General features: G+C 50.8%; 26 protein-coding genes and 3 tRNA genes. 2 read left to right on the forward strand and 27 right to left on the reverse strand.

Going from position 1 to position 24,451, the window contains the following annotated elements; all coding sequences use genetic code 11:
- Positions 1–13: 13 nt before the first annotated feature.
- The 22 genes from atpH to H8S80_RS26170 form a co-directional block, all read right to left on the reverse strand.
- Entirely contained in the window at positions 14–562 is a 549-nt protein-coding gene (atpH, locus tag H8S80_RS26065; RefSeq protein ID WP_002605126.1) for an ATP synthase F1 subunit delta, read from the reverse strand.
- On the reverse strand, positions 550–1,065 hold the full coding sequence (gene atpF / locus H8S80_RS26070; RefSeq protein ID WP_002605127.1) for a F0F1 ATP synthase subunit B: 516 nt from the start codon (positions 1,063–1,065) through the stop codon (positions 550–552). The genes atpH and atpF overlap by 13 nt, the downstream gene beginning before the upstream one ends.
- A 43-nt stretch (positions 1,066–1,108) precedes the next feature.
- Positions 1,109–1,366: an ATP synthase F0 subunit C gene (gene atpE, locus H8S80_RS26075; protein ID WP_002605128.1), complete on the reverse strand. Its 258-nt coding sequence runs from the start codon at positions 1,364–1,366 to the stop codon at positions 1,109–1,111.
- Positions 1,367–1,437: 71 nt separating this feature from the next.
- Entirely contained in the window at positions 1,438–2,139 is a 702-nt protein-coding gene (gene atpB, locus H8S80_RS26080; RefSeq protein WP_002605129.1) for a F0F1 ATP synthase subunit A, read from the reverse strand.
- A 51-nt stretch (positions 2,140–2,190) separates the two neighbouring features.
- On the reverse strand, positions 2,191–2,592 hold the full coding sequence (locus H8S80_RS26085; RefSeq protein ID WP_002605130.1) for an ATP synthase subunit I: 402 nt from the start codon (positions 2,590–2,592) through the stop codon (positions 2,191–2,193).
- 20 nt (positions 2,593–2,612) lie between these two features.
- Positions 2,613–2,948, reverse strand: a complete 336-nt coding sequence (locus H8S80_RS26090) for an AtpZ/AtpI family protein (RefSeq protein WP_002605131.1) — start codon at positions 2,946–2,948, stop codon at positions 2,613–2,615.
- 224 nt (positions 2,949–3,172) lie between these two features.
- Positions 3,173–4,150 carry a hypothetical protein gene (locus tag H8S80_RS26095; protein ID WP_117633037.1) on the reverse strand — a complete coding sequence of 326 codons (978 nt, stop codon included), beginning with the start codon at positions 4,148–4,150 and terminating at the stop codon, positions 3,173–3,175.
- Positions 4,150–5,538: a radical SAM protein gene (locus tag H8S80_RS26100; protein ID WP_117633038.1), complete on the reverse strand. Its 1,389-nt coding sequence runs from the start codon at positions 5,536–5,538 to the stop codon at positions 4,150–4,152. Before H8S80_RS26100 ends, H8S80_RS26095 begins: the two co-directional genes overlap by 1 nt.
- 199 nt (positions 5,539–5,737) lie before the next feature.
- A complete protein-coding gene (trxA, locus tag H8S80_RS26105) occupies positions 5,738–6,058 on the reverse strand; it encodes a thioredoxin (RefSeq protein ID WP_002605134.1) in 321 nt (106 codons plus the stop codon).
- A gap of 14 nt (positions 6,059–6,072) precedes the next feature.
- The gene (locus H8S80_RS26110; protein WP_117633039.1) at positions 6,073–7,476 is read right to left on the reverse strand and encodes a redoxin family protein; all 1,404 of its coding nucleotides are present in this window, start codon (positions 7,474–7,476) and stop codon (positions 6,073–6,075) included.
- A gap of 156 nt (positions 7,477–7,632) precedes the next feature.
- Positions 7,633–7,851 (reverse strand): helix-turn-helix domain-containing protein, encoded by a 219-nt coding sequence (locus H8S80_RS26115; RefSeq protein WP_025530931.1) that lies wholly within the window; start codon positions 7,849–7,851, stop codon positions 7,633–7,635.
- 10 nt (positions 7,852–7,861) lie between these two features.
- The gene (locus tag H8S80_RS26120) at positions 7,862–8,308 is read right to left on the reverse strand and encodes a DUF2975 domain-containing protein (RefSeq protein ID WP_002605137.1); all 447 of its coding nucleotides are present in this window, start codon (positions 8,306–8,308) and stop codon (positions 7,862–7,864) included.
- Between the two features lie 218 nt (positions 8,309–8,526).
- On the reverse strand, positions 8,527–9,597 hold the full coding sequence (locus H8S80_RS26125) for a MupG family TIM beta-alpha barrel fold protein (RefSeq protein WP_117633061.1): 1,071 nt from the start codon (positions 9,595–9,597) through the stop codon (positions 8,527–8,529).
- 4 nt (positions 9,598–9,601) lie between these two features.
- Positions 9,602–11,041 carry a PTS transporter subunit EIIC gene (locus tag H8S80_RS26130; RefSeq protein ID WP_002605139.1) on the reverse strand — a complete coding sequence of 480 codons (1,440 nt, stop codon included), beginning with the start codon at positions 11,039–11,041 and terminating at the stop codon, positions 9,602–9,604.
- 53 nt (positions 11,042–11,094) lie between these two features.
- Positions 11,095–11,985 (reverse strand): N-acetylmuramic acid 6-phosphate etherase, encoded by an 891-nt coding sequence (gene murQ / locus H8S80_RS26135; RefSeq protein ID WP_025530929.1) that lies wholly within the window; start codon positions 11,983–11,985, stop codon positions 11,095–11,097.
- Position 11,986: 1 nt separating this feature from the next.
- Entirely contained in the window at positions 11,987–12,844 is an 858-nt protein-coding gene (locus tag H8S80_RS26140; RefSeq protein WP_025530928.1) for a MurR/RpiR family transcriptional regulator, read from the reverse strand.
- A gap of 282 nt (positions 12,845–13,126) precedes the next feature.
- Positions 13,127–13,198: transfer RNA gene (locus H8S80_RS26145), tRNA-Gly, on the reverse strand.
- 82 nt (positions 13,199–13,280) lie between these two features.
- Positions 13,281–13,351, reverse strand: a tRNA-Gly gene (locus H8S80_RS26150).
- A 45-nt stretch (positions 13,352–13,396) separates the two neighbouring features.
- Positions 13,397–13,469 (reverse strand) — tRNA-Phe (locus tag H8S80_RS26155).
- Positions 13,470–13,617: 148 nt separating this feature from the next.
- Positions 13,618–15,465, reverse strand: coding sequence for a putative bifunctional diguanylate cyclase/phosphodiesterase (locus H8S80_RS26160; protein ID WP_117633040.1), 1,848 nt, complete (start codon positions 15,463–15,465; stop codon positions 13,618–13,620).
- A gap of 21 nt (positions 15,466–15,486) precedes the next feature.
- On the reverse strand, positions 15,487–16,407 hold the full coding sequence (locus H8S80_RS26165) for a DUF1848 domain-containing protein (RefSeq protein WP_117633041.1): 921 nt from the start codon (positions 16,405–16,407) through the stop codon (positions 15,487–15,489).
- A gap of 42 nt (positions 16,408–16,449) precedes the next feature.
- On the reverse strand, positions 16,450–16,881 hold the full coding sequence (locus H8S80_RS26170) for a hypothetical protein (protein WP_002605144.1): 432 nt from the start codon (positions 16,879–16,881) through the stop codon (positions 16,450–16,452).
- Between the two features lie 197 nt (positions 16,882–17,078).
- On the opposite strand from H8S80_RS26170, the gene H8S80_RS26175 reads away from it, so the two are divergent.
- Positions 17,079–17,471 carry a desulfoferrodoxin family protein gene (locus H8S80_RS26175; protein ID WP_002605145.1) on the forward strand — a complete coding sequence of 131 codons (393 nt, stop codon included), beginning with the start codon at positions 17,079–17,081 and terminating at the stop codon, positions 17,469–17,471.
- A 43-nt stretch (positions 17,472–17,514) separates the two neighbouring features.
- On the opposite strand, the gene H8S80_RS26180 is transcribed toward H8S80_RS26175, so the two are convergent.
- Both H8S80_RS26180 and H8S80_RS26185 read right to left on the reverse strand, forming a co-directional pair.
- Entirely contained in the window at positions 17,515–19,050 is a 1,536-nt protein-coding gene (locus tag H8S80_RS26180) for a diguanylate cyclase (RefSeq protein ID WP_117633042.1), read from the reverse strand.
- Between the two features lie 86 nt (positions 19,051–19,136).
- Positions 19,137–19,433, reverse strand: coding sequence for a hypothetical protein (locus H8S80_RS26185; protein ID WP_117633043.1), 297 nt, complete (start codon positions 19,431–19,433; stop codon positions 19,137–19,139).
- Positions 19,434–19,612: 179 nt separating this feature from the next.
- Between H8S80_RS26185 and H8S80_RS26190 the strand changes: the two genes are divergently transcribed.
- A complete protein-coding gene (locus H8S80_RS26190) occupies positions 19,613–21,085 on the forward strand; it encodes a GntR family transcriptional regulator (protein WP_181988023.1) in 1,473 nt (490 codons plus the stop codon).
- A 106-nt stretch (positions 21,086–21,191) separates the two neighbouring features.
- Here H8S80_RS26190 and H8S80_RS26195 read toward each other — a convergent pair whose 3' ends face one another.
- From H8S80_RS26195 to H8S80_RS26205, 3 genes are read right to left on the reverse strand one after another with little or no spacing between them, the layout of a single operon-like run.
- On the reverse strand, positions 21,192–22,634 hold the full coding sequence (locus tag H8S80_RS26195; protein WP_117633045.1) for an MGH1-like glycoside hydrolase domain-containing protein: 1,443 nt from the start codon (positions 22,632–22,634) through the stop codon (positions 21,192–21,194).
- A 29-nt stretch (positions 22,635–22,663) separates the two neighbouring features.
- Positions 22,664–23,506: a carbohydrate ABC transporter permease gene (locus H8S80_RS26200; protein ID WP_002605151.1), complete on the reverse strand. Its 843-nt coding sequence runs from the start codon at positions 23,504–23,506 to the stop codon at positions 22,664–22,666.
- Between the two features lie 17 nt (positions 23,507–23,523).
- Positions 23,524–24,429 (reverse strand): carbohydrate ABC transporter permease, encoded by a 906-nt coding sequence (locus H8S80_RS26205; RefSeq protein ID WP_002605152.1) that lies wholly within the window; start codon positions 24,427–24,429, stop codon positions 23,524–23,526.
- Positions 24,430–24,451: the final 22 nt, after the last annotated feature.

The raw sequence follows: 24,451 nt of genomic DNA on the forward strand, positions 1-24,451 counted from the left end.
ATCTTTCTATTTGTTACGATAACTGCAGTTTTGACAAGCTGCGGTGCAGCTCGTTAATCTGCGTTTTAATGCTGGAGTCCACGACGCGGTCTCCGATCCGGATAACCAGACCGCCGATTAAGGACGGGTCCACCGAATACTCCATCTCAAATTCCACGTACTCCGTGATTTCTAAAAGCCTCTGTTCGATCATGGCTTTCTGTTCACTCTTTAATTCCACGGCGCTCGCCACATGGGCCACGCCGATTTTCTTATATTCTTTGACCGTATCGATAAAATACGTGCAGATTGCAGGAATGTCCTTCTGTCTGCCCTTGTCGACAATGACTGCCAGAAAACCCATCAGATCGTCTGACACCCGGCCGGCGAAGATATTCGTTATGATACCGATCTTCTCTTCCTTCACAATCTTTGGATTATCCAGAAGTTCCGCCAGTTCCCGGTTCTCCCGCCAAATGGCAAGCAGCGCCTTCACCTCATGAAACAGGGTGTCAACACTCTGCTTTTCGATGGACTCTTCAAACAATGCATCGCCGTATACTTTTGATACTAGCTTTGCCATGTGCTCTCACCCATCTCTTTCAAAGTTTCCTCAATCAGGGCATCCGATACCGTTGTATCAATGGACGCAGCCACAACCTTGCCGGCCATGACAGAAGCGATGGATATGATCTGTTCCTTCATATCGTCAAGCGCTTTCTTTCTCTCCAGCTCTACTTCGCGGTTACCCCTCTCAATAATGCGGTTCGCTTCTTCCCTGGCTTCTGTAAGTATTTCTGCTTCGCGCTGTTTTGCTCTCTTTCTCGCATCCTCTAATATCTGTTCCGCTTCTTTATTGACGCTGGTAAGCCGTGTCTGGTACTCTTCCTTCATGGCTCTCGCAGCTTCTTTGTCATCAGCAGCGGACTTCAGTTCTCCGGCGATCTTCTGTCTTCTTCTCTCCAGGACGTCACGCACGGTGTTGAACAGCAGATAGGATAACGCGAAAAACAGGATAAAGACGTTAATGCCCGTCACAAACGCATCGAAAAGCAGCTGTGGGTCAAATCCCAATAATCGTTCCAAGGTTTCGCCTCCTCTCGCTCTCTATTCTTATCCGTTCTTCTCTTTAGCTGAATGGCTTTAAGAACATAAGGATAGCAGCGACAGCGAAACCGTAAAGACCTGTTGTCTCGGCAACGGCCTGGCCTAAAAGCATGGTAGATGTGATATCAGACTTCGCGCCCGGATTGCGGCCTACTGCTGCTGCTGCGTGTCCTGCTGCGATACCCTGTCCAATACCAGGTCCGATACCTGCGATCATCGCAAGGCCCGCACCGATTGCTGAACAACCTAAGATAAAATCCTGTCCTGAAATTCCGTTCATAGATAACTTCCTCCTGAAATCAATTTTGTATTACGCGCTCCTGCGCTTTTTGATTGTGAAAACAATCCTTGTTAATCCATCTTATCATTGACATATACCATGGTCAGCATACAGAATACATATGTCTGTATACATCCCGAGAACAGGTCACAATATACATGTAAAAATGACGGGATACCAATTTTTACAAAGATTGGCATCATGCCGTACCACAATCCCATGATTACAACGCCTGACATCATATTACCGAACAGACGAAGCGCCTGAGACAGTGGATTTGTAATCTCTCCGATCAAGTTAATCGGGAATAGGATCGGGAACGGTTTGAACATGCTCGTCAGATGACCGATTCCGTGGTTTTTAATACCCTGATACTGTGTAATGCAGAATGTGAAGATACCCAGCATAAACGTTACACCAAAGTCTCCTGTTGGTGTTCTGAGTCCAAATAAGCCGCCAATATTGCAGAACAATATGAAAATAAATATAGTTCCGATATAGTTAACGAACTTTTTCGCATTATGACCCATTGTGCCGTTTACCATGTTATCAAGCGTCTCTACTGCGAATTCGATGATATTCTGGAATGTACCTGGTACTTCCGTCGCTTTTTTCATCTTAACATTGGTTACAATTGCGATCAGCAATATGACAATGGTCACGATACTTAAACCGATCTCGGTCGTTGTTACCCAGAGTTCCTGGCCGAATGCCTGAAACTTGAAAACGCCCTTGATCATAAAGTCCACATTATTGGCACTAGCTATGCCCATACGCTTAAGCCTCCTTTCTTACTTGATCACACCGGCTCCTGTACACGAAAATTACTCCTCTTTTTTCCCACGTGACACGATCCTGTGTATAACCGGCTGCAGATATGCACCAGCCTTGAGTCCGAGGACTCCGATTACTAGGGCAACCGCATTGACCTGATCCGGAAACCAGACCACGACGATAACCAGAACAGCAAAAAGCACGACATAACGGATGACCGAACTGATCACCGTCCTTTTCTGGACAGTCTTCGAATCTTCCGTCTTCATGGAGCGGTCCAGCACCTCCGCCATGGAAAAAAACATGGCAAGAGCCAGGACCATCCCCAGCAGGAGCCCGGCAAAAACCGACGGCTTCGGATACACAATAAGCGCAACCAGCATGGCTGCCACGGTAAAAATCACGATTCCTGATGAAACCTCAAGCACCAGATTCTTTGTTTCCTTCCCCAATTCACAAATCCTCCTGTTTTCTAAAGCTTTTCATCATCCTCATGTCTCCTTACGCGGCTCTTCTGCTTCGGCTTATGCACCGGCGGGCGCGGCTCTCCCATTTGCTCCTGACGTGCCTCCTGATCCTCTTTTTTCTCTTCCTGCTCATTCATCCGAAGCGTCGTCATGGCTACCTTGTAGCCGTTCCATCCGCCTGCCAGAAATCCCAGAAACATCAGAAAGATCGTCAGGTTCGTCCCGGCATGCCGGTCAATCCAGCTGCCGGCAAGAATACAGACAAACACAGGCACCATGACGCTGAGACCCAGTTGGGTAACCATCATCATATTCCTCATTACGCTCTTTTTATGGCGCATGAATCCACCTGCTTTCTGCATTTTGCACATATACATGGTATTATACCTAAAAATTTTGATTTTGTCTATTATGTACGTAAATTTTACTGGATAATATTGGATGGTATACAAATTGCGGGTTTTTGTACATTTTTTAGTACAAAAAAAGGGGAGCCGGTTTGCTATATCTTACCCCGATTCCCACTTTTTTATTCAAATTCTAAAAAATTTTTAGGCTTTTTCCGCTATTTCTCTTCTTTTTTATCTGCCGTATGATAGAAATCCTTCTTACTGCATCCGGCTCTTCCGCCTCCTGCGCAGGCGCAGGCACACGCGCAGCCCGCACAGGCACAGGCGCACGCACAGCCGCCTCCCCCGCTTCGCGGCCCGTGATAGCCGTGATAGCCGCGGCCTCCGTTGTAATGGCTCTGGTCGGAATCCCCCAGGAAACCGAATACGGCGCACAGCGCACCGAAAAACAGGACGATGGTAATGGCTCCGACGATGGGGCTGTCCCCCTCCACGCCATTGCGGTACTCCCTCCAGACAACCAGCTCCGGCCGCCGGAAGCCCTCCAGGGCGCAGGTCAGCTTCATCTGTCTGCTCTCCCCTTTTTTCAGGGTCCCCTCCCACACCAGGTCTCCGTCTTCCGTCCGGTCCGCGTTGTGGGTCAGGATATTCCGCCTCTGCTCCCAGGTAAACTCGTAGTGCTTCACACGCATTTCATCAAACCAGCCCGGTGTGAAATCGTAAAATGGCTCTTCCGGGTCGGCGCTGTTCTCACACAGCATGTTTCTCTGGTGTACCGTAAACCAGAAGCTGGCCGTCTCCCCCTTGTAATAGGACCGGTCCAGATTCAGCTCCAGCATGGGATTCTCAGAAGATTCTGACGGCTGGTAACGGATTCCACCGGCCGCTCCGCCAAACTCCTTCACCACATAGTTGGGATTCGCCATGCCCAGCTTCACCCAGCTGAGAGGTCCCTCCTTTGAATCGTTTAAGACCTTCCACTCGTAGCTGTATGTAATCTCCAGACTCCCATCGTCCTGGGGCGTCACATGAACACGGTAGTCCGTCATCTCATCTAACGGCATACAGGCGATAATCAGATAAATAATCAGTACGGCCAGACCGATGGCCGCCAGGATCAGGGCTTTCCGGATTCTCTCTTTTTTCAGTTTTTTCTTTTCCTCTTCCTCTGCTTTTGCCCTCGATTTGGCCATTACGTTTCACCACCCTTTTCGGATTTCCCGGTTCGGAGCGGGCAGAACAGGCTTTCCTCTTCCTCCATGGCCCGGATTTTTTTGCACATCGCATGGTTCCAGATGCTTTTCCAGGAATCTTTTTTCATATCCCCCAGAACCACACCGCCCAGCCAGCTCTGACACGGAACGGCCAGCCCGTCGGGTGTCACGGCCATGTTGGACAGACAGGCGCCGCACATGGGTACCGGTATTCCCAGCCGCTTTAAGAGCTTCACCTCCGCCCGGCCGGGTGACGTAAAACCGATCTCCATCCCCGTTTCCCGGCAGATGTCCGCCGCCGCTGTCAGGATCTCTCCCATCTCCCTGATGGACAGCTGGCTGGAGACTGAGCCGCCGGAGGAGGCGTTGCCCGTCTCAATCAGCCCGGAGCAGGTGACATACCGGACCCCCAGTCCGTCTAAAAACGCCAGCGTCTTCCCATAATCCTGGTTATCCCTGCACAGCGGCGTATTCACGCTGACATTAAGCCCTGCGTTTAATGCATTCCGGATGCCTTCTGTGGTTCCGTAAAAGCCGCCTTTCCGGCCGACAAGGGAATCGTGAATCCCGCTGTCCCAGGAATAAAGCGTGATCTGTACGCTGTCCAGGCTGGCCTCGTAAAGCTCCCGGCATAAATCCGGCGTAAGCAGGATTCCATTGGTATTGAGGCGCGTCACAAACCACCGCGAGTACGCCGCCAGCTCCACTAAGTCCCTGCGCAGCGTCGGTTCCCCGCCCGTAAAGGTAACCTGCGGCACACCGGCGCTTTTCAGACTGTCGATAATTTTCTTCCATTGCTCCGTATTAAGCTCTTTTCCCTCTGCCTCCGGCTGTCCGGCGGCGTAGCAGTGGCGGCACTGTAAATTACAGTTCCAGCCTCCGTCCGCCTTCGTCATGGCGCTCACCATCAGATCCATCCGGTGGGGCGCCGTCATGTGGGGCGCATACTCCCGCAGGGACAGCGGTTCGATCTCCCCGGAGGGTTCCTCTCCGCAGGCGACGCCGTAGAGCATGGCCAGAATTTCCTCCAGATCGCCGCGCAGCTGTTCCTCAGGCACCCGGTACGACTTCCCCGTCCTCTCCACGGCCGCCGTCACGACCTTTTCCATATCTTTTTCGTCCATGGGACGGCCGTCATACCGGTTCACCTCACGGATAAAATTACCCAGGAGAACCGCCCAGGAGTATCCCAGAGGAAGAATGTAATATCCATTTAAAATCATCGCATAAGGATTTTTTCCAAAGGGGCGATATTTCGGGGGAATCAGATGTATCCGCACCGCGCCCGGCCCTTTCGGGTTCAGAGTCGTATGTACCACGCCCTCCTTCCAGGCCCTGTATGCTGCCGCCTCCCGTTTTAACACCATGACGCCTCCTCCTTTCCTGCAGCTGCCTTACTTCGGCTTTCTGTATGTATACTGAAAATTTTACCACAGTGCCTGCCGGAAATCCATATGTTTAAAAGTACAAAAAACCGCCGGGTAAGCGCCCGGCCCGGAATCTCTTCCGAACCGGCCACTCAACCGGCGGTCCATAGTCCATATTCTTAACGCAGTCCTTTATCGGCTATCTGGCCTTTTCCACCATATCCAGAACGGCCTTCTTGCTCTGTACGCCGACGCTGGTCGCTACAACCTTGCCGCCCTTGAATACAAGCAGGGTCGGGATGCTCATAACGCGGTACTGTCCGGCTAAATCCGGCTGCTCATCGACGTTCACCTTGCCAACCTTCAGTCCCGGATGATTCTCCTCCGCGATCTCATCAATAATCGGTGAAAACATCTTGCACGGTCCGCACCAGGTCGCCCAGAAATCGACGATCGCGATGTCACTGCTCTTTAATACTTCCTGATCAAAATTTTCCTGTGTAAATGTTACTACTGCCATAATATGGTTCCTCCTTATTCTGCGCTTTCTGAAAGCGCCTGTGTAATTATATTTTTCATAATGTCTTTTGTCAGCGCGCCGCTTGCATAGCCGATGACGCGTCCTTCACGGTCAATCATGAACGTGGTTGGGAATGCTGTTATATAGTATTGTAACAGAACATCACCCGTTGTGTCCATAAGTGCAGGATAAGAATATCCGTTATCCTCCATAAACTTTGTCACTTCTTCTATAGTTTTGTCATTATTGTTCGGATTATCCTTCGTTTTTGGATTTGCCACGCTTAAAATGACAAGATCCTCTGAATTCTCTCCGTATTCCTTATAAAGGGCCTCGATATCAGGCATCTCCTCGCGGCATGGCGGACACCAGGTCGCCCAGAAATTTAAAAATACGACTTTTCCCTTATAATCCGAGAGTTTATGTTCTTCTCCGTACTGATCCACCAGAGTGAAATCGGGCGCTTCCACACGGTCCGATGTATCCGGAAGACTGCTCTCTGTCTCGCCGGCAGCCGCGCTTTCGCTATCCTGTCCGTTATCCCCGCTCTGTCCCGCGCTCTGATCCGGATTCTGTCCGTTATCAGCCGGACTCTGCGTCTCGGTCTGCGGCGCCGTCTCTCTGCTGTCAGGAGTACCGTCTCCGCTGCCGGAAGGCGCCTGGGACTCGGTCACGGTCTGGCCGCCCACGCCAAAGCTTGATAAGTATCCGGTAATTCCGTTCATCCAGCCGGTAAACATCATGACGCCCATGGCGATCATCAGCACGCCGCCGGCCTTTGTCGTGTACTTCACCACATTCTGATGCTTCTTAAAGAAATCGAGCACCGATCCGGTGAACAGTCCCACTGCCAGAAACGGAATGACGAAGCCCAGCGTATAGACGCCGATCAGTAAAAATCCGGTTCCCTGGGAGGTTGCCGAGGAAGCCATCAAAAGAACGCTTGCAAGCGCAGGTCCCACACAGGGAGTCCATGCGAAGCTGAAGGTAAAGCCGAGCACTAATGCCAGGAGCGGATTCATCGCCAGCTGGTTCAGCCGGAAAGGAAGCCGGTGTTCCTGCCCCAGCACGGAGCTTCCGAACACACCCAGCTGGAATAATCCGAACAGGACGACGATAATGCCGCCGATCCGTGCGAACAGGGTTCTGTTGCTGCCAAAGAACCGGCCCGCTGCCGTAAATCCAAAGCCCAGCAGGAAAAATGCAAAGCTGACGCCGATTACGAAAAACAGCGTATTGGTCATAACTTTTTTTCTCGAATACCGGACGCGTCCCTCTTCATCGACGGTCCTCGTTCCTCCTGCCAGATATCCGATGTAAAGCGGTACAAGTGGCAGCACGCAGGGTGAGAAAAAGCTTAAAAGTCCCTGAATAAATACTGTAATTGCCGGTATTCCGACTTCAACTGAAAATCCCATATCGCCTCCTGAAAGTGTTATTAACTGTAATTTTATTTGTTTCAGTTTGTACTGTTATTATAAAAGTTACAGTTAATATTGTCAAGTACTTTCGGAAACTTTTTTAATTTATTTTATATTTTTACAGAGGCCCTTAGAGCCGTGAGCAGCAGCGGTTTACTCGGCCGGATCATCCGGAACGTATTCCAGAATGTCTCCCGGCTGGCAGTCCAGCGCCCTGCAGATCGCCTCCAGCGTGGTAAAACGGACGGCTTTCGCCTTATTATTCTTCAGAATGGATAAGTTGGCCATGGTGATATCCACTTCGCCCGCAAGCTCCGTCAATCCCTTTTTCCTCTTTGCCATCATGACATCAAGATTTACTACAATCGCCATTCTATCCCTCCTATATTGTCAAGTCGTTTTCCAGCTTGTACTGCACCGCCTTCTCAAACACCTGGCAAAGCACAATGGAAAAGAGTCCGGCAATGGCAAACACGATAATGATGACAGCCGTCGCCGGAGTGAGCGATACCGGCAGGCGGATGATGGAGAGAAGCGCAATCATGAAACTGCATTTACCCATCTTTTTAAGCGAACCGGCATTTTCCATGACAAACGGATTATCCGTCAGGACAGTGAGAAACATCTTCCGCAGCTCCTTTATGATGAACAGCGCCATCACGCCGGAAGCCATATAGATCACGCATTGAAATACATAGTATTTCCGGAAGCTCTCGATGTAATTCCCGAAAAAATAAAACAGCACCGGGATCGCTGCCGTCAGCACAATCCCGATATAAAACATGGCATCCAGCATATATTTTGTAAAACGAACCAGTTTCGTATTCATAAAAGGCTCTCCTTCTTTCCGTTTCCGCTGCCGTTTTGGCGGCGGCTGTTTATGAGGAAAGTTTATCACAGGGCAGAGGGGAATTGCAACAGGAAATGCAGCAGGGCAGGCGGTTCCCCGGAAGGTATTTGTTTCATAGGACAAACTTTCTTCATAGAAATCAGAAATCAAAAAAATCAGGAAGAAATCCGTCAAACAAGATTTCTTCCTGATTCTCATCACTGTCCGTCAGCCGGACAGAGGTAAAATCCCAGCCCTTCCCTGATATACGGAAGGTATTTTCTGTCCTTCCCGTCCACCTGTCCGATCACATTCACGCGCGGATCAGAAGGCATGTCAACCCTGGAAATTTCAAGCTCTCCCATGTACCGCAAATACGCTTCATTGGCAATACAGATATTTCCGGCCAGCCTCTGGCCGGAAATATCTCCCGCTGTGTCTGCCGCGATGACCCGGTCCCTGCAGTTAAAACGGGATTCCTGGGATCGGATCACATATTCGCTGGAATCGGGCCGGTCATGATGGATGATCGCCCTCTCGAATTCATAACCGGGCCGTATATCCGCATGCAGGGTCACATATCCTTTGCTCAGTGCAGCCAGCTGCGTCCATACCTCCTCCGTCACATCGTTGTCGCCCACCAGAACAATATCGGAATCCGCCTGGTACAGCTCCAGCATGTGAAGAAGCACCTCATCCCTGGAAAACCGGTGTTCCTCCACCGTGGGAAGGCCTTCACAGAGAGGGCCGCGCAGCCCGGCATTGCCCGGAACAAATGCCATCGTGGTAAAGCCGAGAATTTTGAGCCTTTGATTCATCTCCTTTACGCGGTCAAGTGACAAACCGGTATATGGTTTCGGGTAGTAATTGTGGCAGGCGGCAAAGCGGGTAAAATCTGCCCCTGCCGCCGCCCAGTTCTGAATATCTTCCTGTGAAATCGTAGAGGCGTTGAAAACGATATGAAATTTTTCCGAAAGCTCGACCGTTTTCTCTGCCGTAAATCCAAAGTCGAGACGGATATAAGTAATCCCCAGTGACAGCAGTTCATCGAAGGAGGTGCAGCCCAGCTTTTCTAAAGTAACCGGACTGACATCGACAATCAGATTGATGCCGGCATCTCTGCACTGCTCCAAAAGCTTTCTGGCATCCCTTTTATAATCGATCCCCGTCTCCTCCGGGATATGCATGGAGGTAAACGCGTATCTGATGCCGGCTTTCTGCGCTTTCCTGATCATCGCCTCGTTCTTTTCCACGCCATTGCTGAAATAGAGTGAAATTCCTGTTTTCATAAATTTATTCCCCATAGACTTCGTTGATCCGCTTCTCATCCACACCAAAGAACCAGGTCAGAATAAAACCGCCGGCGTAAGCCGCAGCCATAGCGATAATATATGGAATCTGCTGTCCCGGTTTTACGATCAGCAGGCCGAACAGCCCCGATACACCCTGGGATACGGTTCCCAAATGAAACAGTGCGGAGAGAACACCGCCGACACCGGCGCCTAAACAGGCGGTAATAAAGGACTTTCCAAGCGGAAGTGTTACCGCATACATGAGCGGCTCGCCCACGCCCAGGATACCTACCGGGATCGAATCGCGGATATAGCCTTTCAGCTTTTTGTTCTTTGTCTTGAAGTAGAGAGCCAGACCTGCGCCTACCTGTCCGCCGCCCGCCATCATCAGAATGGGGAGAAGATAGTTGATGCCCTGCGTCGCGCCGGCCGGATCATTTAACATGGCATGGATCGGCGTCAGCGCCTGATGAAGCCCGACCGCAACCAGCGGAAGGAAGCCTGCCGAGAGGATATATCCGCCCACAACACCGAGTTTTTCATATACAAATGTCAGCACAGTATAAATACCAGATGTCAGAGCCGCGCCGACCGGCTGTATGATCAGAAGGATCACCAGTCCGCCGATGATTAATACGAGCAGAGGACTGATAAACGTATCGATCAGATCTGGCATAATCTTACGGATGTGTTTCTCTAAGAATGCGAAAAATACGCCTGCAATCAGAGCGGCAAGCATACCGCCTGCGGCCGGGTTGAACACATTACCGGTGATCGGCAGAAGAATCTGCGCGTCGTTATATTTGGCTAAAAGCGGCATCGCAGTATTGGCGATACACATAGCGCCCGCAATTCCTCCCAGAGATGCGGAACCGCCGAATTCTCTTGCGGCGTTATAACCGACCAGGATTGGCAAATAGGCAAACAGAGCCCAGCCCATGGTGCGGATGCATTCATACCACCAGATTCCGCTGAGCGCGCCGCCTGTGGAGACGTTGACAACATTGCTGATTCCGTTGATTAAACCGGCTGCGATAATGCCCGGAAGAAGCGCCACGAAAATATTAGCAATTTTCTTCAAAAAATTCTGGAGCGGTTTATCGTATTTGGCCTTCTGTGCGGCTTTATTTTCCTTAGCCAGATCCTCCACGTTTCCAGCGGCGGAAGCCGGGGCGTCTGAGACTGCGCCCTTGGCCAGCCCTGTCAGCTTGGAGAACTCCTCCAGCGCCTTATTCACCTTTCCCGGCCCCAGGATAATCTGAAGTGTTTCCGATTCCACGACGCCGAGCACGCCTTCCACTTTTTTAATTGCTTCGATATCTACAATGCTTAAATCTCTCACGCTGATGCGCAGACGGGTCATGCACGCGGCATTGCCCAAAATATTATCTTTTCCGCCAAGCAGAGAGAGAAGCTTTTCACTCAATTCCCTGTAGTTCATATGGTCCCTCCTGTTTTTAAGATCAGACGTTCTGTCCGATCGTCTATTATGTGTTATAAAGCATTCCTTACATGGCCGCCGGCCGCATCCAGATGCGTTTTCGCTTCCTTCGCGCCGCAGCTCAGCAGGATCATGACAATGGCCGTTTTAACATGACCGTCAGCCTCTGAAAGAGCGGCTTTCGCCTCTTCTCTCGTACAGCCGGTGGCAGTCATGGTGATATTTTGAGCCCTTACGACCAGCTTCTCATTGGTCTGCTGAACATCCACCATGAGATTCTGATATACCTTTCCGAATCCCACCATACTGCCGGTTGATATCATATTCAGAACCATTTTCTGGGCGGTACCGGCCTTCAGCCTTGTGGAACCGGTCAGGACCTCCGGGCCTGTTACCGGCTCGATAGCAAGCTGCGCGGCCTTTCCTACATCTGACTGCCGGTTGCATGCGATTGCGACCGTTTTGCATCCGATGGAATCAGCGTATGCGAGACCATGGATCACATAGGGGGTCCTTCCGCTTGCGGCGAGACCGATCACAATGTCATTTTTGTTGAGAGCTAAATCCTTTAACTCCTGTACGCCCAGGGTCTGACTGTCCTCCGCGCCTTCCACCGCCTTTACGAATGCCCCTTCACCGCCGGCAATCAGACCAACTACCAGATCGGGAGACACTCCAAAGGTGGGCGGACACTCAACGGCATCCAGAACTCCCAGCCTGCCGCTGGTTCCTGCTCCCATGTAAATGATTCTTCCGCCGCGATTTAAGCTTTCGGTTGCCCATTCGATCGCTGTGGCGATCTCCGGGATAACCTCCTTTACGGCTTTGACGACATTGCCGTCTTCCTCATTCATCACGGCCGCCAGTTCAGCAGGAGTCATCTGATCTAAATTCATGGTTTTATCATTTCTTGTCTCTGTTGTCAGCTTTGTCAAATCAAGCATTCTAATATTCCTCCAATGGTTTTTGAATGTGTGTTTTCGGAAAACTCCTCATGCAGCTCTCATAATGTTTATTTACATAGGCAACATAGAGGATATCTACCATGTTTAATTGTGAAATTCTGGACGACATGGCTCCGCTGCGCAGAATCAGCTCCGTAGCGGCCACAGCCAGCACGCAGTCTGCCTCGGCCGCCAGCTTGGAATCAGCGGCCCTCGTGAGCACGATAATTCTGGCGCCGTTGGCTTTTGCCGCCTTGGCACAGGTGATCATCTCCTCCGTCAGTCCGGAATAGCTGATCACGATACCGAGATCGCCCCTTTTCATGGTTCTCGCGGCCAGCAGCTGAGCGTGCCAGTCGTCGCAGATATTACACAGTTTCTCCACACGTATCAATTTTAAATACAGGTCTCGTGCAACAAGTAAGGAGGAACCGAGTCCAAACAGCTGGATAATCCTGCTCTCTTCGATCATTTTGACGCAGGTGTCAATAATCTCCGGTTCTACCAGCTTTCTTGACGTCTCAAGAGACTCGATGTTTTTTCGTGTAACCTTTTGAATAATGTCCTCTGTCGACGGCGTGGGGATGATCTCCTGAACGGATATCTCCCTGCTGTCCTTAAACAGAGCATTTTCATATACAAGCGCATGCTGGAAATCGCGGTATCCCGCGCAGCCCAGTTTTCTGCAGAGTCTGATAATGGTCGCCGGCGACGCATAGGCCAAATCTGCAAACTCGTGTATACTCTTTCCAATCACCATATCCGGATGATTCAAGATGATTGTTACTGCATTCTTTTCCGCTGCGCTTGCCTTGACCTGATAGTCTTTCAGACGCAGCAGCAATCCTTTTGCTGCCATATTTCCTACCTCTCCTTCATCATAGCATATGAAATAATTGTGTCAATTATACGGGGTTGTTATGAAATTTTATTGCATATTATGATTGGTTTTATGTGAGATTTCAATGGAAAGTTTCGGATTTTTAAGAAATGGAAAAGAGAATCCCGCTGGCAGACCGCTCCTGCCGGGAGGACTTTTCGATATCACAGGAAGACTTTTTGATATCACAGACGACTTAAATATAAAACAAAAAGACCGGACTCCTGCAAAACTGCAGGCCTCCGGCCACCAAATAAAAAGAGCGCGAGACGGGGATCGAACCCGCGACCCCAACCTTGGCAAGGTTGTACTCCACCACTGAGCCACTCGCGCATAAACGATAAAACAAAGTATGAACTTTTTCGTAAAAGCATTATAACATACATCTCATGAAAATGCAACAGAAATTTTCTAAAGCGGGTGATGGGAATCGAACCCACGTATCTAGCTTGGAAGGCTAGTGTTCTACCATTGAACTACACCCGCAAAGGAAATTCCAAAAGCATTTCAAATGTACTCTCGCGAGCACAATGCCCAAAGTCGGAATCGAACCAACGACACGAGGATTTTCAGTCCTCTGCTCTACCAACTGAGCTATCTGGGCAGACATACGATGTCCTGTGCGTAATCGGAATCAGTTTGAAGCAGCTGCTCCTCTCACTCACAACACGAATAAGTTTACAAGATTTCCCTGCATTTGTCAATATAAATTTCATTTATTTTCTCGAAACCCATTTTCGTGAAACCGCATATCACTGTTCTCCATCGAGCACCTTTTCAAACTGATCCATCGGCATCGGCCTATAGAATGCGAAGCCCTGAATCAGATCGCAGCCTACGGATTTTAAGAATTCTATCTGATCCTGACGCTCCACGCCCTCGGCTACCGTGCTGATATTCAGCTCTTTCACCATATCAATTATATATTTCAGGATCGTATGTTCCCGATTCACATCCACGCTCACACGGAAAAATACTCCATCCAGCTTCAGCACATCGATAGGAAGATCTTTTAGAAGCCCCAGAGATGAGTAGCCGGTGCCAAAATCGTCAAGGGAACACAGAAATCCGTTGTCGTGCAGCTCTCTCACCACCTGCAGCAGATACTCCTCGTGCTCAAACGCGGCCGACTCCGTCAGTTCAATCTCCAGCAGCCCGTCAGGAATCCCGTACTGCTTCTTGATGCTGGCGTAGACCGGGATGAAATCCGGGTTATAAAACTGTATTTTAGACACGTTGACGGAGACCGGCACCACGGCAAGCCCTTTCTCCATGCGTTCATGCAGCCATATGCACACCTTTTCGAAGACGAAACGGTCCACTTTGCCGATAAAGTGGTTCTTTTCAAGCACCGGAATAAAGAGCCCCGGGGAGAGCAGGCCATTGCCCGGTACCGCCCATCTCACCAGCGCCTCCGCGCCTCTCACGACACCGTCCTCCACGCCCACCTTGGGCTGCATATAGACGACGAACTCCTCATTATCCAGGCCTTCCTGCATGCGGTCCTTCACCTTCATCTCCGCAATCAGCTTCTGCCGGATCTCATCGCCGTAGAACGCATAGTGCTTTCCCGGTTTGTTCTTGACTTCCTTCTGGGCGAAATTGGCCCGGTTGACCATCATCACCGCCTCCGGCTCCTCGACCAGATCCTCCGCGCAGCAGATTCCGCATGCGATGGTCATCATGTGGCGGTTCGACATGACAAGGGCGGAATTTAAGAACTCTTCATCCACCTGTTTCTGTGTCTCGAGCAGCTCCTCCCGGCTCTCATAGCGGCGCAGGAGTACAAACCGGTCCGCCACGTCGCGGCCCAGCAGTTCCTCTTCCTTCAGATGGCTCATGATCAGCCGTGCGTAGTCTTTGAGCAGCTCGTCCCCGTACGAGTAGCCGAATACGTCGTTTACATACTTGAAATTTTCGAAATCAATATAGAGAACCGCGAATCTGGCATCGGTTTTCCGTTCCAGTATACGGTTTACCTCGGAGTAAAACTTCTCCGTATGGTACGCCCCGGTCAGCTCATCTCTGGATGCCAAATCCTCCAGCTTTTCGTTGGTATCCTTTAATTGAAAGAATTTTCTTATGTAAAAATACATGGCAAACGCGAACGCGATGGCGCTGACCAGCGCTGTTGCCGAAATCATGCGCACCGTCCTTTCCGCCATGTCGCTGGAATACTGCTCTATGGTAAAAACCGTGTTGTTGGCTATCTCAAACAGCCTCTCGCTGGAATCGATCAGAAGATCTGCACTCTCACCCTGCCTCACAGCGTCGATCTCTTCCCTCACGGTACCCCACTGCCCCTTCAGCAGCTTTAAATTCATCTGGTACAGCTTGCAGTCCGTGGAGACCAGGCCATATATGCCGTGGCCGGTCACCAGCTCGTCCAGAATATCATCCACATACCCGATCAGTTCATCGTCAGGGCGGCCGTTCGTCTCCAGCTTCACCACCCGCTGGGAAGCTCCTCTCACAATTCCCACATAATTAATCAGCTTCCCGTAGTCCCGAATATCTGAAATCCGCTTGATCGAGACTGCGCTGATCGCCACAAGCAGGCCTAAAAGGAGCGGAAACAGTATTCTTAAATGTTTTTTCATTGGTATCCCCCTGATCAGGTTTTATTCTCCGGTCAGAATCCGGCTCGTCCTGCGCACCGTGATCCGGTCTCCTTCTTCCACCCTGCCGCAGAGCAGCGGTGCATGCACATCATACTCTGCCCTCCGCCTCATGACAGCGCCCTCGCTGTCATTGGCGTAGCAGTATTTACAGCCGCACAGGCAGGTGTCGTACGCCCCCGTTTCCACGCTCTCCACACACCCGCATTCCGGCCTCTGGTTTTTGTCTTTCTTCACACGAACCGGAACGCCCAGAATGCGTTCAATCATCGCCGGATCGACACAGCTTCCATGGCGGACTCCCACTTCGCTTAAATCCACGGTCTCCGCGCAGCTCTCCACCGTCATGCCATACTTCTCCGCCGTCTTTACGAACCGCTCACCCGTTCGTTTCATGATCTCTTCATCCGGCGTCTCCAGAGGGATGCCCCTCATGTTGCGTTTCGTCTTCCCATAGCAGTCCAGAAAGCTGATGACCACCTTATCCGTACAGCCGCAGATTCCTTCTGCAATCGCTTCAAACGCACGGAAATGGTACTCCGCCGGGTATCTTTCATTGAAAAGCACCGGATCGTACCGCCACACCATGCGGTCCCGTCCAGCCGTTTCCGCAGTTTCGCGGAAGATACGGATCAGCTCGTGTTTGTCCGGAAGCCCCGGTTCTATGTCACGGCCGTATCCGGTCAGTGTAAACTGTATGTAATACGGGATTTCTCCCAGTTCTCCGATCCGTCTCATCATGGGGGCCGGATTCTTCGTCCAGAACACCACTAAATCCACCAGGTCGGGAGAAAGCATGATCTTGCTGACCTGGTGGCTGTTCATCGGATTCTTCACATAGAGAAATCCCTCTTTCATTCTATTGAAAAACCAGTCGGAATAATACTGTGGAATATCCGTCCTTCTGCTCACACTCAGTATCATGGCTGCACTCCGTTTCTCTCAGGCTAAAGCCATTATACCCCATCAGAGAGCCTCCTTCAACCGTTCCACATTATTCTCCTCAAATTTAAGAAGCCGCTTCATCAGAGCCGTCACTTCCTTTTCCGCCTCTTTCTCATACTGATTGATCCGCTTGACCGCATCAATAATCCCCATATTGCTGCCCTGAATCAGCATTTCCGCAATGTGAGAGGAAGACTTATCCATCAGGGTCTTCATATCGATCATCAGGTAGGCCATGATTTTTTCCAGGGCGCCGATTCCCTTCTCATCGTAGCCATGGCGGTTCAAAAGCTTTTTCGCTTCCTCATGAATCTGCTCGTACTCCTTAAGCTGTGCCTCAATCCGTTTCTTAAACGCCTCATTGTCAATCATAGGAATCAGCTGATTTAAGGTCTCGACACCCATCTGGGAATTTTGATAAATAAAATTAAGCATTTCCGCGTCTGCGCTCATATCCAATACCTCTTTTCATATTATTATAGATTTCCATCATAGTATTGGGTAAAATGCGGCAATTCATTCTCCGGACAGCGCCGAAGACCAGAAAAAGCTTTTCAGCTTCATGTATAAAAGGAAGGCAATCCAGGGAAAATAATGGAGTATCCGCAGCAGACAACCTTATGAAATCATCATTATGACTGGAGGATTCTATGAATAAACAGCCTGTATTTTTAACGGACAGAGACCGCCTCGTGATACTGGAGGCCATCGCGGGAATGCCTAATGCGGCAGTCCCGGACAGCTTAAAACCATTTGAGGTACTGGAGCCCAACACCTCGGAAGGCGCTTCCGAAAAGCACCTCCCCATCATTGAAACCGACGGAAACCATGTGACCGTCAAGGTCGGAAGCATCTTCCATCCCATGAGCGAGGAACACAACATCGGATGGGTCTGCTTACAGACGAAGGCCGGGGCCACCATGCGGGTGCCCTTAGATCCCGCCTGTGAGCCGGTCGCCCACTTTACGCTGGAGGACGGCGATACACCGAAGGCGGCCTACGCCTGGTGCAACCTTCACGGTTTCTGGAAGACCGAGGCATAAAACCCAAGGGTCTCACCTGTACAGAGAAGCATCCCAGACCGTTTCAGGACGCGGGATGCTTCTTTTCTGTCTTCCATTCAAGTAATTTCTCAGTAAGCTCCGGATCGAACTGGCGGCCCTTGCACCGCTCAAATTCTTCCAGGATCATCATTTCATCTTTGTACCTCGTCCCTCTTCCATTCAAACCATACTTCATGCGGTCATAGGCGTCCGCGATTGCCAGGACACGCGCTTCAAACGGGATTTGTTCACCGGCCAGGCCTCGGGGATAGCCCGTACCGTCCCAGTTTTCATGGTGGTAGAGCACTGCCTCCGCGTACACGGCGGTGTCTCCGTTGGCATGGAGTATCCGGCCGCCCACCTCCGGATGGCGCAGAACTTCTCTCTGTTCTTTCTCCGTCAGCATGCCGTTTTTATTGAGTATTTCGTCGGAAATGGAGGCCATCCCAATATCATGCAGAAGTCCGGCGCTGCATAAGCAGGCCACCTCCTCTTCACCGAGACCCATCCAAGTCCCAAAGTCATTGATAAACTGCCTGATTCTCAGGCTGTGGTCTCTCACCTGACGGTTGCGTTCAAACAGCGATTCCAGAATCATATGTACGGCCCCGTTAAACCGGCTGCCGCCTCTGACCTGTTTTCGGCTGTACATCATATCCTCGGCTGCGGCCACGATGAAGGACAGCTCTTCCTCCGGCGTATTCTTTGTGGCGGCGCCCCAGGAGAAGCTGAGGGGAATTCCTGAGATGGACTTCTCTTCCATGGCCTTTTTCGCCTCCTGCATATAGCGGCGCACCGTTTCCAGGTTCGTCCTCGGAAACAGGATTACAATCTCGTCGCCGCCGACTCGCATCAGCGTATACTCCGGTCTGGCGTTTCGTTTCAGCTCATCCACGATGATTTTGATCGCCTGGTCACCGAACTCGTGGCCCAGCGTATCATTGATAATTTTCAAACCGTCGATATCCACCATGGACACGGACAGCGGAAGATTCTCCAGCACATCCATGTCATGCATCTCTTCTTTATAAAACTGGCGGTTGTAGATTCCGGTCAGCGGATCATGCACGCTTCGGTTCCAGAAGTCTCTCTGTCTCTTCTTCAGTTCCGTAATATCCGTGATCACGCTCCGGAGCAGATCGCTGCTCACCAGTTCCTCTATGCCTGGGATCTCCACCTCTTCCCGATAACAGTTGGTGGTTACCATGACATCCCGGATCTCATCCGCCCCCCGGATCTGGACTTCGATGGATTCCGGCGTTTTCTTCTTCAGCACTCTCTGAATCATTAAGTACAGTTCATCCTGAAATTCAGGCAGAACATACCGCGGAAAGCGGTGTATCTGGCATTCCTGCGGGGGGAAGCCCAGAAGACGGCATAGTGTGTTGTTGGCCGCTATGATCTGGCCGTTGTGGTTGTATACCACGTATCCTGCAGGCGCATCCTCATAGAGCCGCTGGTATCTCTGCTTCAGCAGCTCATTTTCCTGCATAATGCGTTTCATCTCTTCATTCTGGAACAGGAGTTCCTGGTAATAGATACTAAAGTCGCTGATGTCGGCTTTTTCCTTTTCTTCCATTTCTACACCTCTTAATACTCATTTTCCTCTCCTTACGGAGCAGAGTTTTTACAGCCCCCCAGCCTTACTCTGCCTGTTCTTCACGTTTATGAAAAACGGTTATCTCCAATTTCCCGATTCTGAAAGCCTTCCAGTCCGGTCGCCCTGACGGACGAAAAATCGCTCCCGTTCCGCAGCCTGCGCAGAAGCCCGTTGACCACCAGTCCCACATCATTGGGGAGGTTGGAAAACAGGTTGTTCGTAAAACGGCCTGTATGAAACACCAGGATTTGATTAATCTCATTGGCCATATGTAAAATATTATCCATCTCGTCCACGATGACGCCGCACGGTTCTTCTGTCCCTTCTGTCTCTCTGGTAATTTCTTCCTCCGTACGACTCATAGACATCTCCCTTCACACGGCACATTTGCCTTAAATACTTAAAATGTACCATTTGATAAAGTATAGTATAGCATATCATATTTCCAAAAAAAAGATATTTTTGAAATTTTCATTTATTGTCAATCCCCATGGTCTGTGATAAAATATTTTCAGTATTTTACCAGCAGAAAGGATGCCCTATGGACAGAGATTCACGCCTGTACCGTTACATCTACGAATTTTATGTTACCCGGATTCAATCGGGCTACTATATAAAAGGAGACGCCATCCCTTCCATTCATGAAATATCCGAGACATTTGGCGTGTCCGACAAAACCACACGGCGGATGCTCCGCCAGCTGAAGGAGGATGGATTTATCTCTTCCGGAAGCGGGCGGTCCTCTGTCGTGATCAAGGACTTCAGCAACGAGGATCACGCCGATTTCTGCCGGACCTATTATCTGGCCCACAAGGATGCGGCCCTGGAGCTGCAGTGTCTGAGGCGCTCGTTTCTCTCTTCCATACTGTTCCCCGCGTTCTGCCGCCTGCCGGCCGACCAGAGAGAGCAGCTGTCACAGTACCTTTCCAGAGTGCGGCGCTGGGATTTCCGGGCCTTTATCGACTTCTTCTGCACCGTGCTGGACAGCCTGGGCAATCCCCTTCTTGCCAGCCTCTTTACAGAGAGCACCATGTTCGGCCATCTCTCAGACTTATACATGATGACTGACGCCAGCTATTCCGATTTCTATTTTGACCGTCTGGCGAATTATATGGAAGATCTCCTGACATGCCATGCCGCGGAAGATTTCGGCGGGATCAAACGGCAGCTGGATCAGATCAGCCAGCTCCGGGCGGAGAAGCTGCGGAAGAACCTGGAAGCTTCCTACGCCAGAACCGGTCAGCCGGTTCCAATTCCAGTTCCGTTCCGATGGTACATCACCATGGGCAGAATCGAACACAGATCCTTTACCGCACAGATTCTCCTTTACCGAATTCTATGCCGTCAGTACCAGCCGGGGGAATTCCTGCCGTCTGTCTCGCAGCTGGCGGAGGAATTTTCCGTGGCGGAGATCACCATACGCCGGAGTCTTTCGCTGCTGGTCAGTTTTAACGCTGTCAAAACGCTGAACGGCAAGGGCACGATGGCCCTGGATATCGTGAACCAGCAGGCCATGCAGCTTCCTCAGTCCGAGGAGTGCCGGAAAGAACTGCTTCTCTCCCTGGAGGCCTTTCAGGTGCTGGCACTGACAGCCGGGAGCATCTCAAGCGTATTCTTTCCTGGTATTCCCGCTGACACGCTGGCATTTTACGCGGAGCAGATGAGGGAATGTGTACACCAGGAGGACTGCTACAGGCACTATAAGACGTGTTTCGACCTGTTCTATGCCATGGGAAACAGCGCTCTCTCGGAGGTATGCAGCCAGCTCATGTGGCAGACACTCTGGCCCATCTCCTGCCGCAGTCTATGGCTCACTCCCGGGGAGACGGCCTCCATCATGAAGGTCCTGTTACGCTCTCTGGAAGAACGGGACGCGAAGCTGTTCTCCCGGGCAGCCGGCCGGTTGTTTCTCCGAACCTTTCAGACCGTTCGCAAAGGATTGATCGAAGGCGGCGTGAAGGAAGCCGCTCATGTGGCCTGGATTGAGGAGACGGAGGAATGGCCGCCGGAATAACGCGGTCCGCGTGATATGGAAAAAGGCCCTGAAAGTTTGCATTTGCAGCTTCCAGAGCCTTCTTTTATGTTCTTATTCGTTTTATATTCTTATTCCTTCTATATTCTTATAACCTCTGGCGGATGCTTTTCACATCTCCATTCTTTGATAGTTTCTTTACTCCCAGCACGTTTCCGTCCAGCCCGGTAATCACCTTGACGCCCGGTCCGGCTTCAAATACCTTTCTTCCATTCATAAAGCCTTCCGCCCCATTTCCATTCTGAACCAGTTTAAAGGAACGGTCTCCCCAGATCTGTTCATAAACACTCTCATGGCCGCCCACGGTTCCCCAAAAGACCGCGTCATGCTCGATATGGACGCCGTACATGCGCGCCGCATACTCCAGAACCGACAGAAGGGCCGGCCCGTAACAGTCCTGTTCTCCATCCAGGCAGACAAGGGACGGCTCCGCCGTAAACGGGTCATACTGCTGGACGAAGACGCAGTCCCTGCCGATGGCCCGAAACAGCTTTTCGCCCAGTTCCGGGATCAGGCTGTCGTACCCGTAATTTTCCAAAGCCCGGATGGCCCGCTGGTACGTCAGTGCCTCCGCCTGGCCGCTCCAGTCGTTGGTCGTCACATTCCGAAACAGCGGATCGTTTACCGCGACCGATGGAAGCGGCATATGCGTCCAGAATTCCTCCGGATTCAGCAGATGTTCCTTTACGAAACGGTCGGCCATCGGCTGGGTAAAGCTGTTCCAGTACATGGCCCGCAGATTGTTATGGGTCATCGTTCGCAGCACCCGGTGATTCTTGTCCCGGTCGAAGCAGGCGCCCGCGGCGTCATCCCACAGATAGGACCGGATTTTATCCTGCACATGGGCTGCCTTCTCCTTCCAGAGCGCTTCCCGCCTGATGTCTTTCCGGATTCTGCTAATCTTTGCCAGCGTTTCCCTCGATGCGTAGGAAAAGCTCATAATATCCATGGAAGCCATGGGAACCACGCTGCATCCTTCCGGGGGCACTTCCTCGCTCCAGTCATTGGGGGCGTCCCCGTACCGGAGGGCGTGATCTTCTCCCGTGTCGTATTTGCACCAGGTCTCCAGACAGCCGTCACCGTCGGAATCCCGCACGCGCCATAAGTAGCTGTCAAAACGTTCCAGCGTGGTGTAGAGCAGATCGAGATATCCCGGATCCTTTCCCATTAAGTAGTATACATTCAGCGCAGCGGAGGGGAAACAGAAGCCCTGGAACTTGTTGAACTGCGGAGTAATCCTGCCGTTTTCACAGGCTACGCTTCCGGGTATTCTGCCGTCCTCCCTCTGATTTTCCATAAAGAGCAGCTGATTGTTGATTCCCGCCTCCAGATTGCGTTTGGCGTACATCTCGCCGCCCATGGGCTGCGTTTCCAGCCATATTTTCTCGTAACCGCCGCCTTCGATCAGCACCAGTCTGTTTTCAAACCGTTTCAGATTCTCTCTGGACTTTTCTTCTGCCGTGTCCACCAGCTTTTGAAGCAGGCCGTCGGAGGTCTGAAAGGATACACTCGTTTGATTTTTCACACTCATTTCCTCTCTGTGTCATAGTATCGCTGTGATTATCCCTTGATACCGCTCGTGCTGATTCCCTCTACCAGATACCGGTTGAAGAACAGGAAAATCAGGAATACCGGAATCAGGGACAGGGTGGACATGGCAAACATGGCGCCGTAGTCGGTCGTGGAAGTGGAATCCGCAAAATTCTTAATCGCCACGGAGGCGGTGTACATCTTCGGCTTGCTCAAATAGATCATTGGTGACATGAAATCGTCCCATTTCCAGTAGAACTGAATGATGATCGTGGTTACGATGGATGGCTTTAAAAGCGGCAGGAATATCTTTGTGAATATCGTATATTTGCTGCATCCGTCTATGATGGCTGCTTCGTCTAAATCTCTCGGAATACCGGATCCGAACTGCATCATCTGGTAGATGAAGAAGGCCTGGCCGAAGAAATGCGGCAGGATTAACGGAAGATACGTTCCGACGAAGCCGAGTTTATTGTAGATGATGTACTGCGGCACCAGAATGATCTGTGTCGGTATCATCATGGTGCAGATCATGGCCGTAAACCAGATATTTCTTCCTTTGTATTTCACCCTCGAAAATGCATAAGCCACACAGGCTGACGACAGTACCGTGGCAAGGGTAGAAACAGCGGCTACGAAAAATGAGTTGGAGAAGAAGGTGGCGAAGCTGATTCCGCCGAATCCCTTCCATCCGTTGGCAAAGTTCTCCACTCTCCAGGCCGGGGGAATCAAATTCATTCCTCCGTTTAAAATCTCTGTGTTATTTTTGAGTGAGCCGCTGATCATCCAGAGCACCGGATATATCATGAGGAGTCCGAACAGGCACACAAACAAATGGTAAAGGACTGCTTCGATTTTATGTTTTTTCGTCATAATCTTTTTCCCCCTCCTTATTGATCCGCCTCAGAAAATACCCAGAACTTCGAGGATTTGAACAGGATCAGTGTAATTACGCTGATTAAAACCAGCATGAGCCAGCTCATCGCACTCGCATACCCCATGTTGGACCACTTGAATGCGTGGTTGTAGACATAGAGGGCATAGAAGTTGGTCGCGTCGTTGGGACCTCCCTGTGTGATGACAAATGCCTGCGTAAATGCCATAAATGCCGTGATGGTCTGCATCACCAGGTTATAGAGAATGATGGGGGAAAGGCATGGAAGCGTGATGCTTAAGAAACGCTGCCATTTGTTCGCGCCGTCAATTTCCGCCGCCTCGTAATAGCTGCCCGGTATCTCCTTCAAACCTGCTGCGAAAATGATCATGGAGGAACCGAACTGCCATGCCGACATTAAAACCAGGATTCCCATGGACAGCTTCGGATCACCGAGCCAGGACAGCTTTTGAAGTCCCAAAGAAGCCAGGATCGTGTTGGCAAGGCCTTTTCTGGAAAAGATGGTCTTCCACACGAGGGCTACCGCGATACTTCCGCCGATTAAGGACGGTACGTAATACAGGGAACGGTAAAATGTCACGCCGCGCCTTCCCTGTGTCAGCAAATACGCTACAAACAGCGCGAAAATCAGCTTCGTCGGCACGGATGTAACAACGTAAATCAGGGTTACTTTTACGGAATTGATAAACCGCTCATCTTTTAAGAGTTCCAGATAGTTTTTGATTCCGATAAATGCCGGTGTCTGGCCCAGTTTATAGTCGGTTACCGAATAGTACATGGAAACCGCGATCGGTATCAGGGTGAATGCCAGAAAACCGATTATGAACGGGAGCGAAAATATATAGCCCACCGTATTGTCGTTGTACCAGAACTTTTTTCTGCTGGTTTTCCTTTCTTCCATTGGTCATTTCCTCCATTTTTTT

The organism is Hungatella sp. L36 (assembly GCF_014288035.1).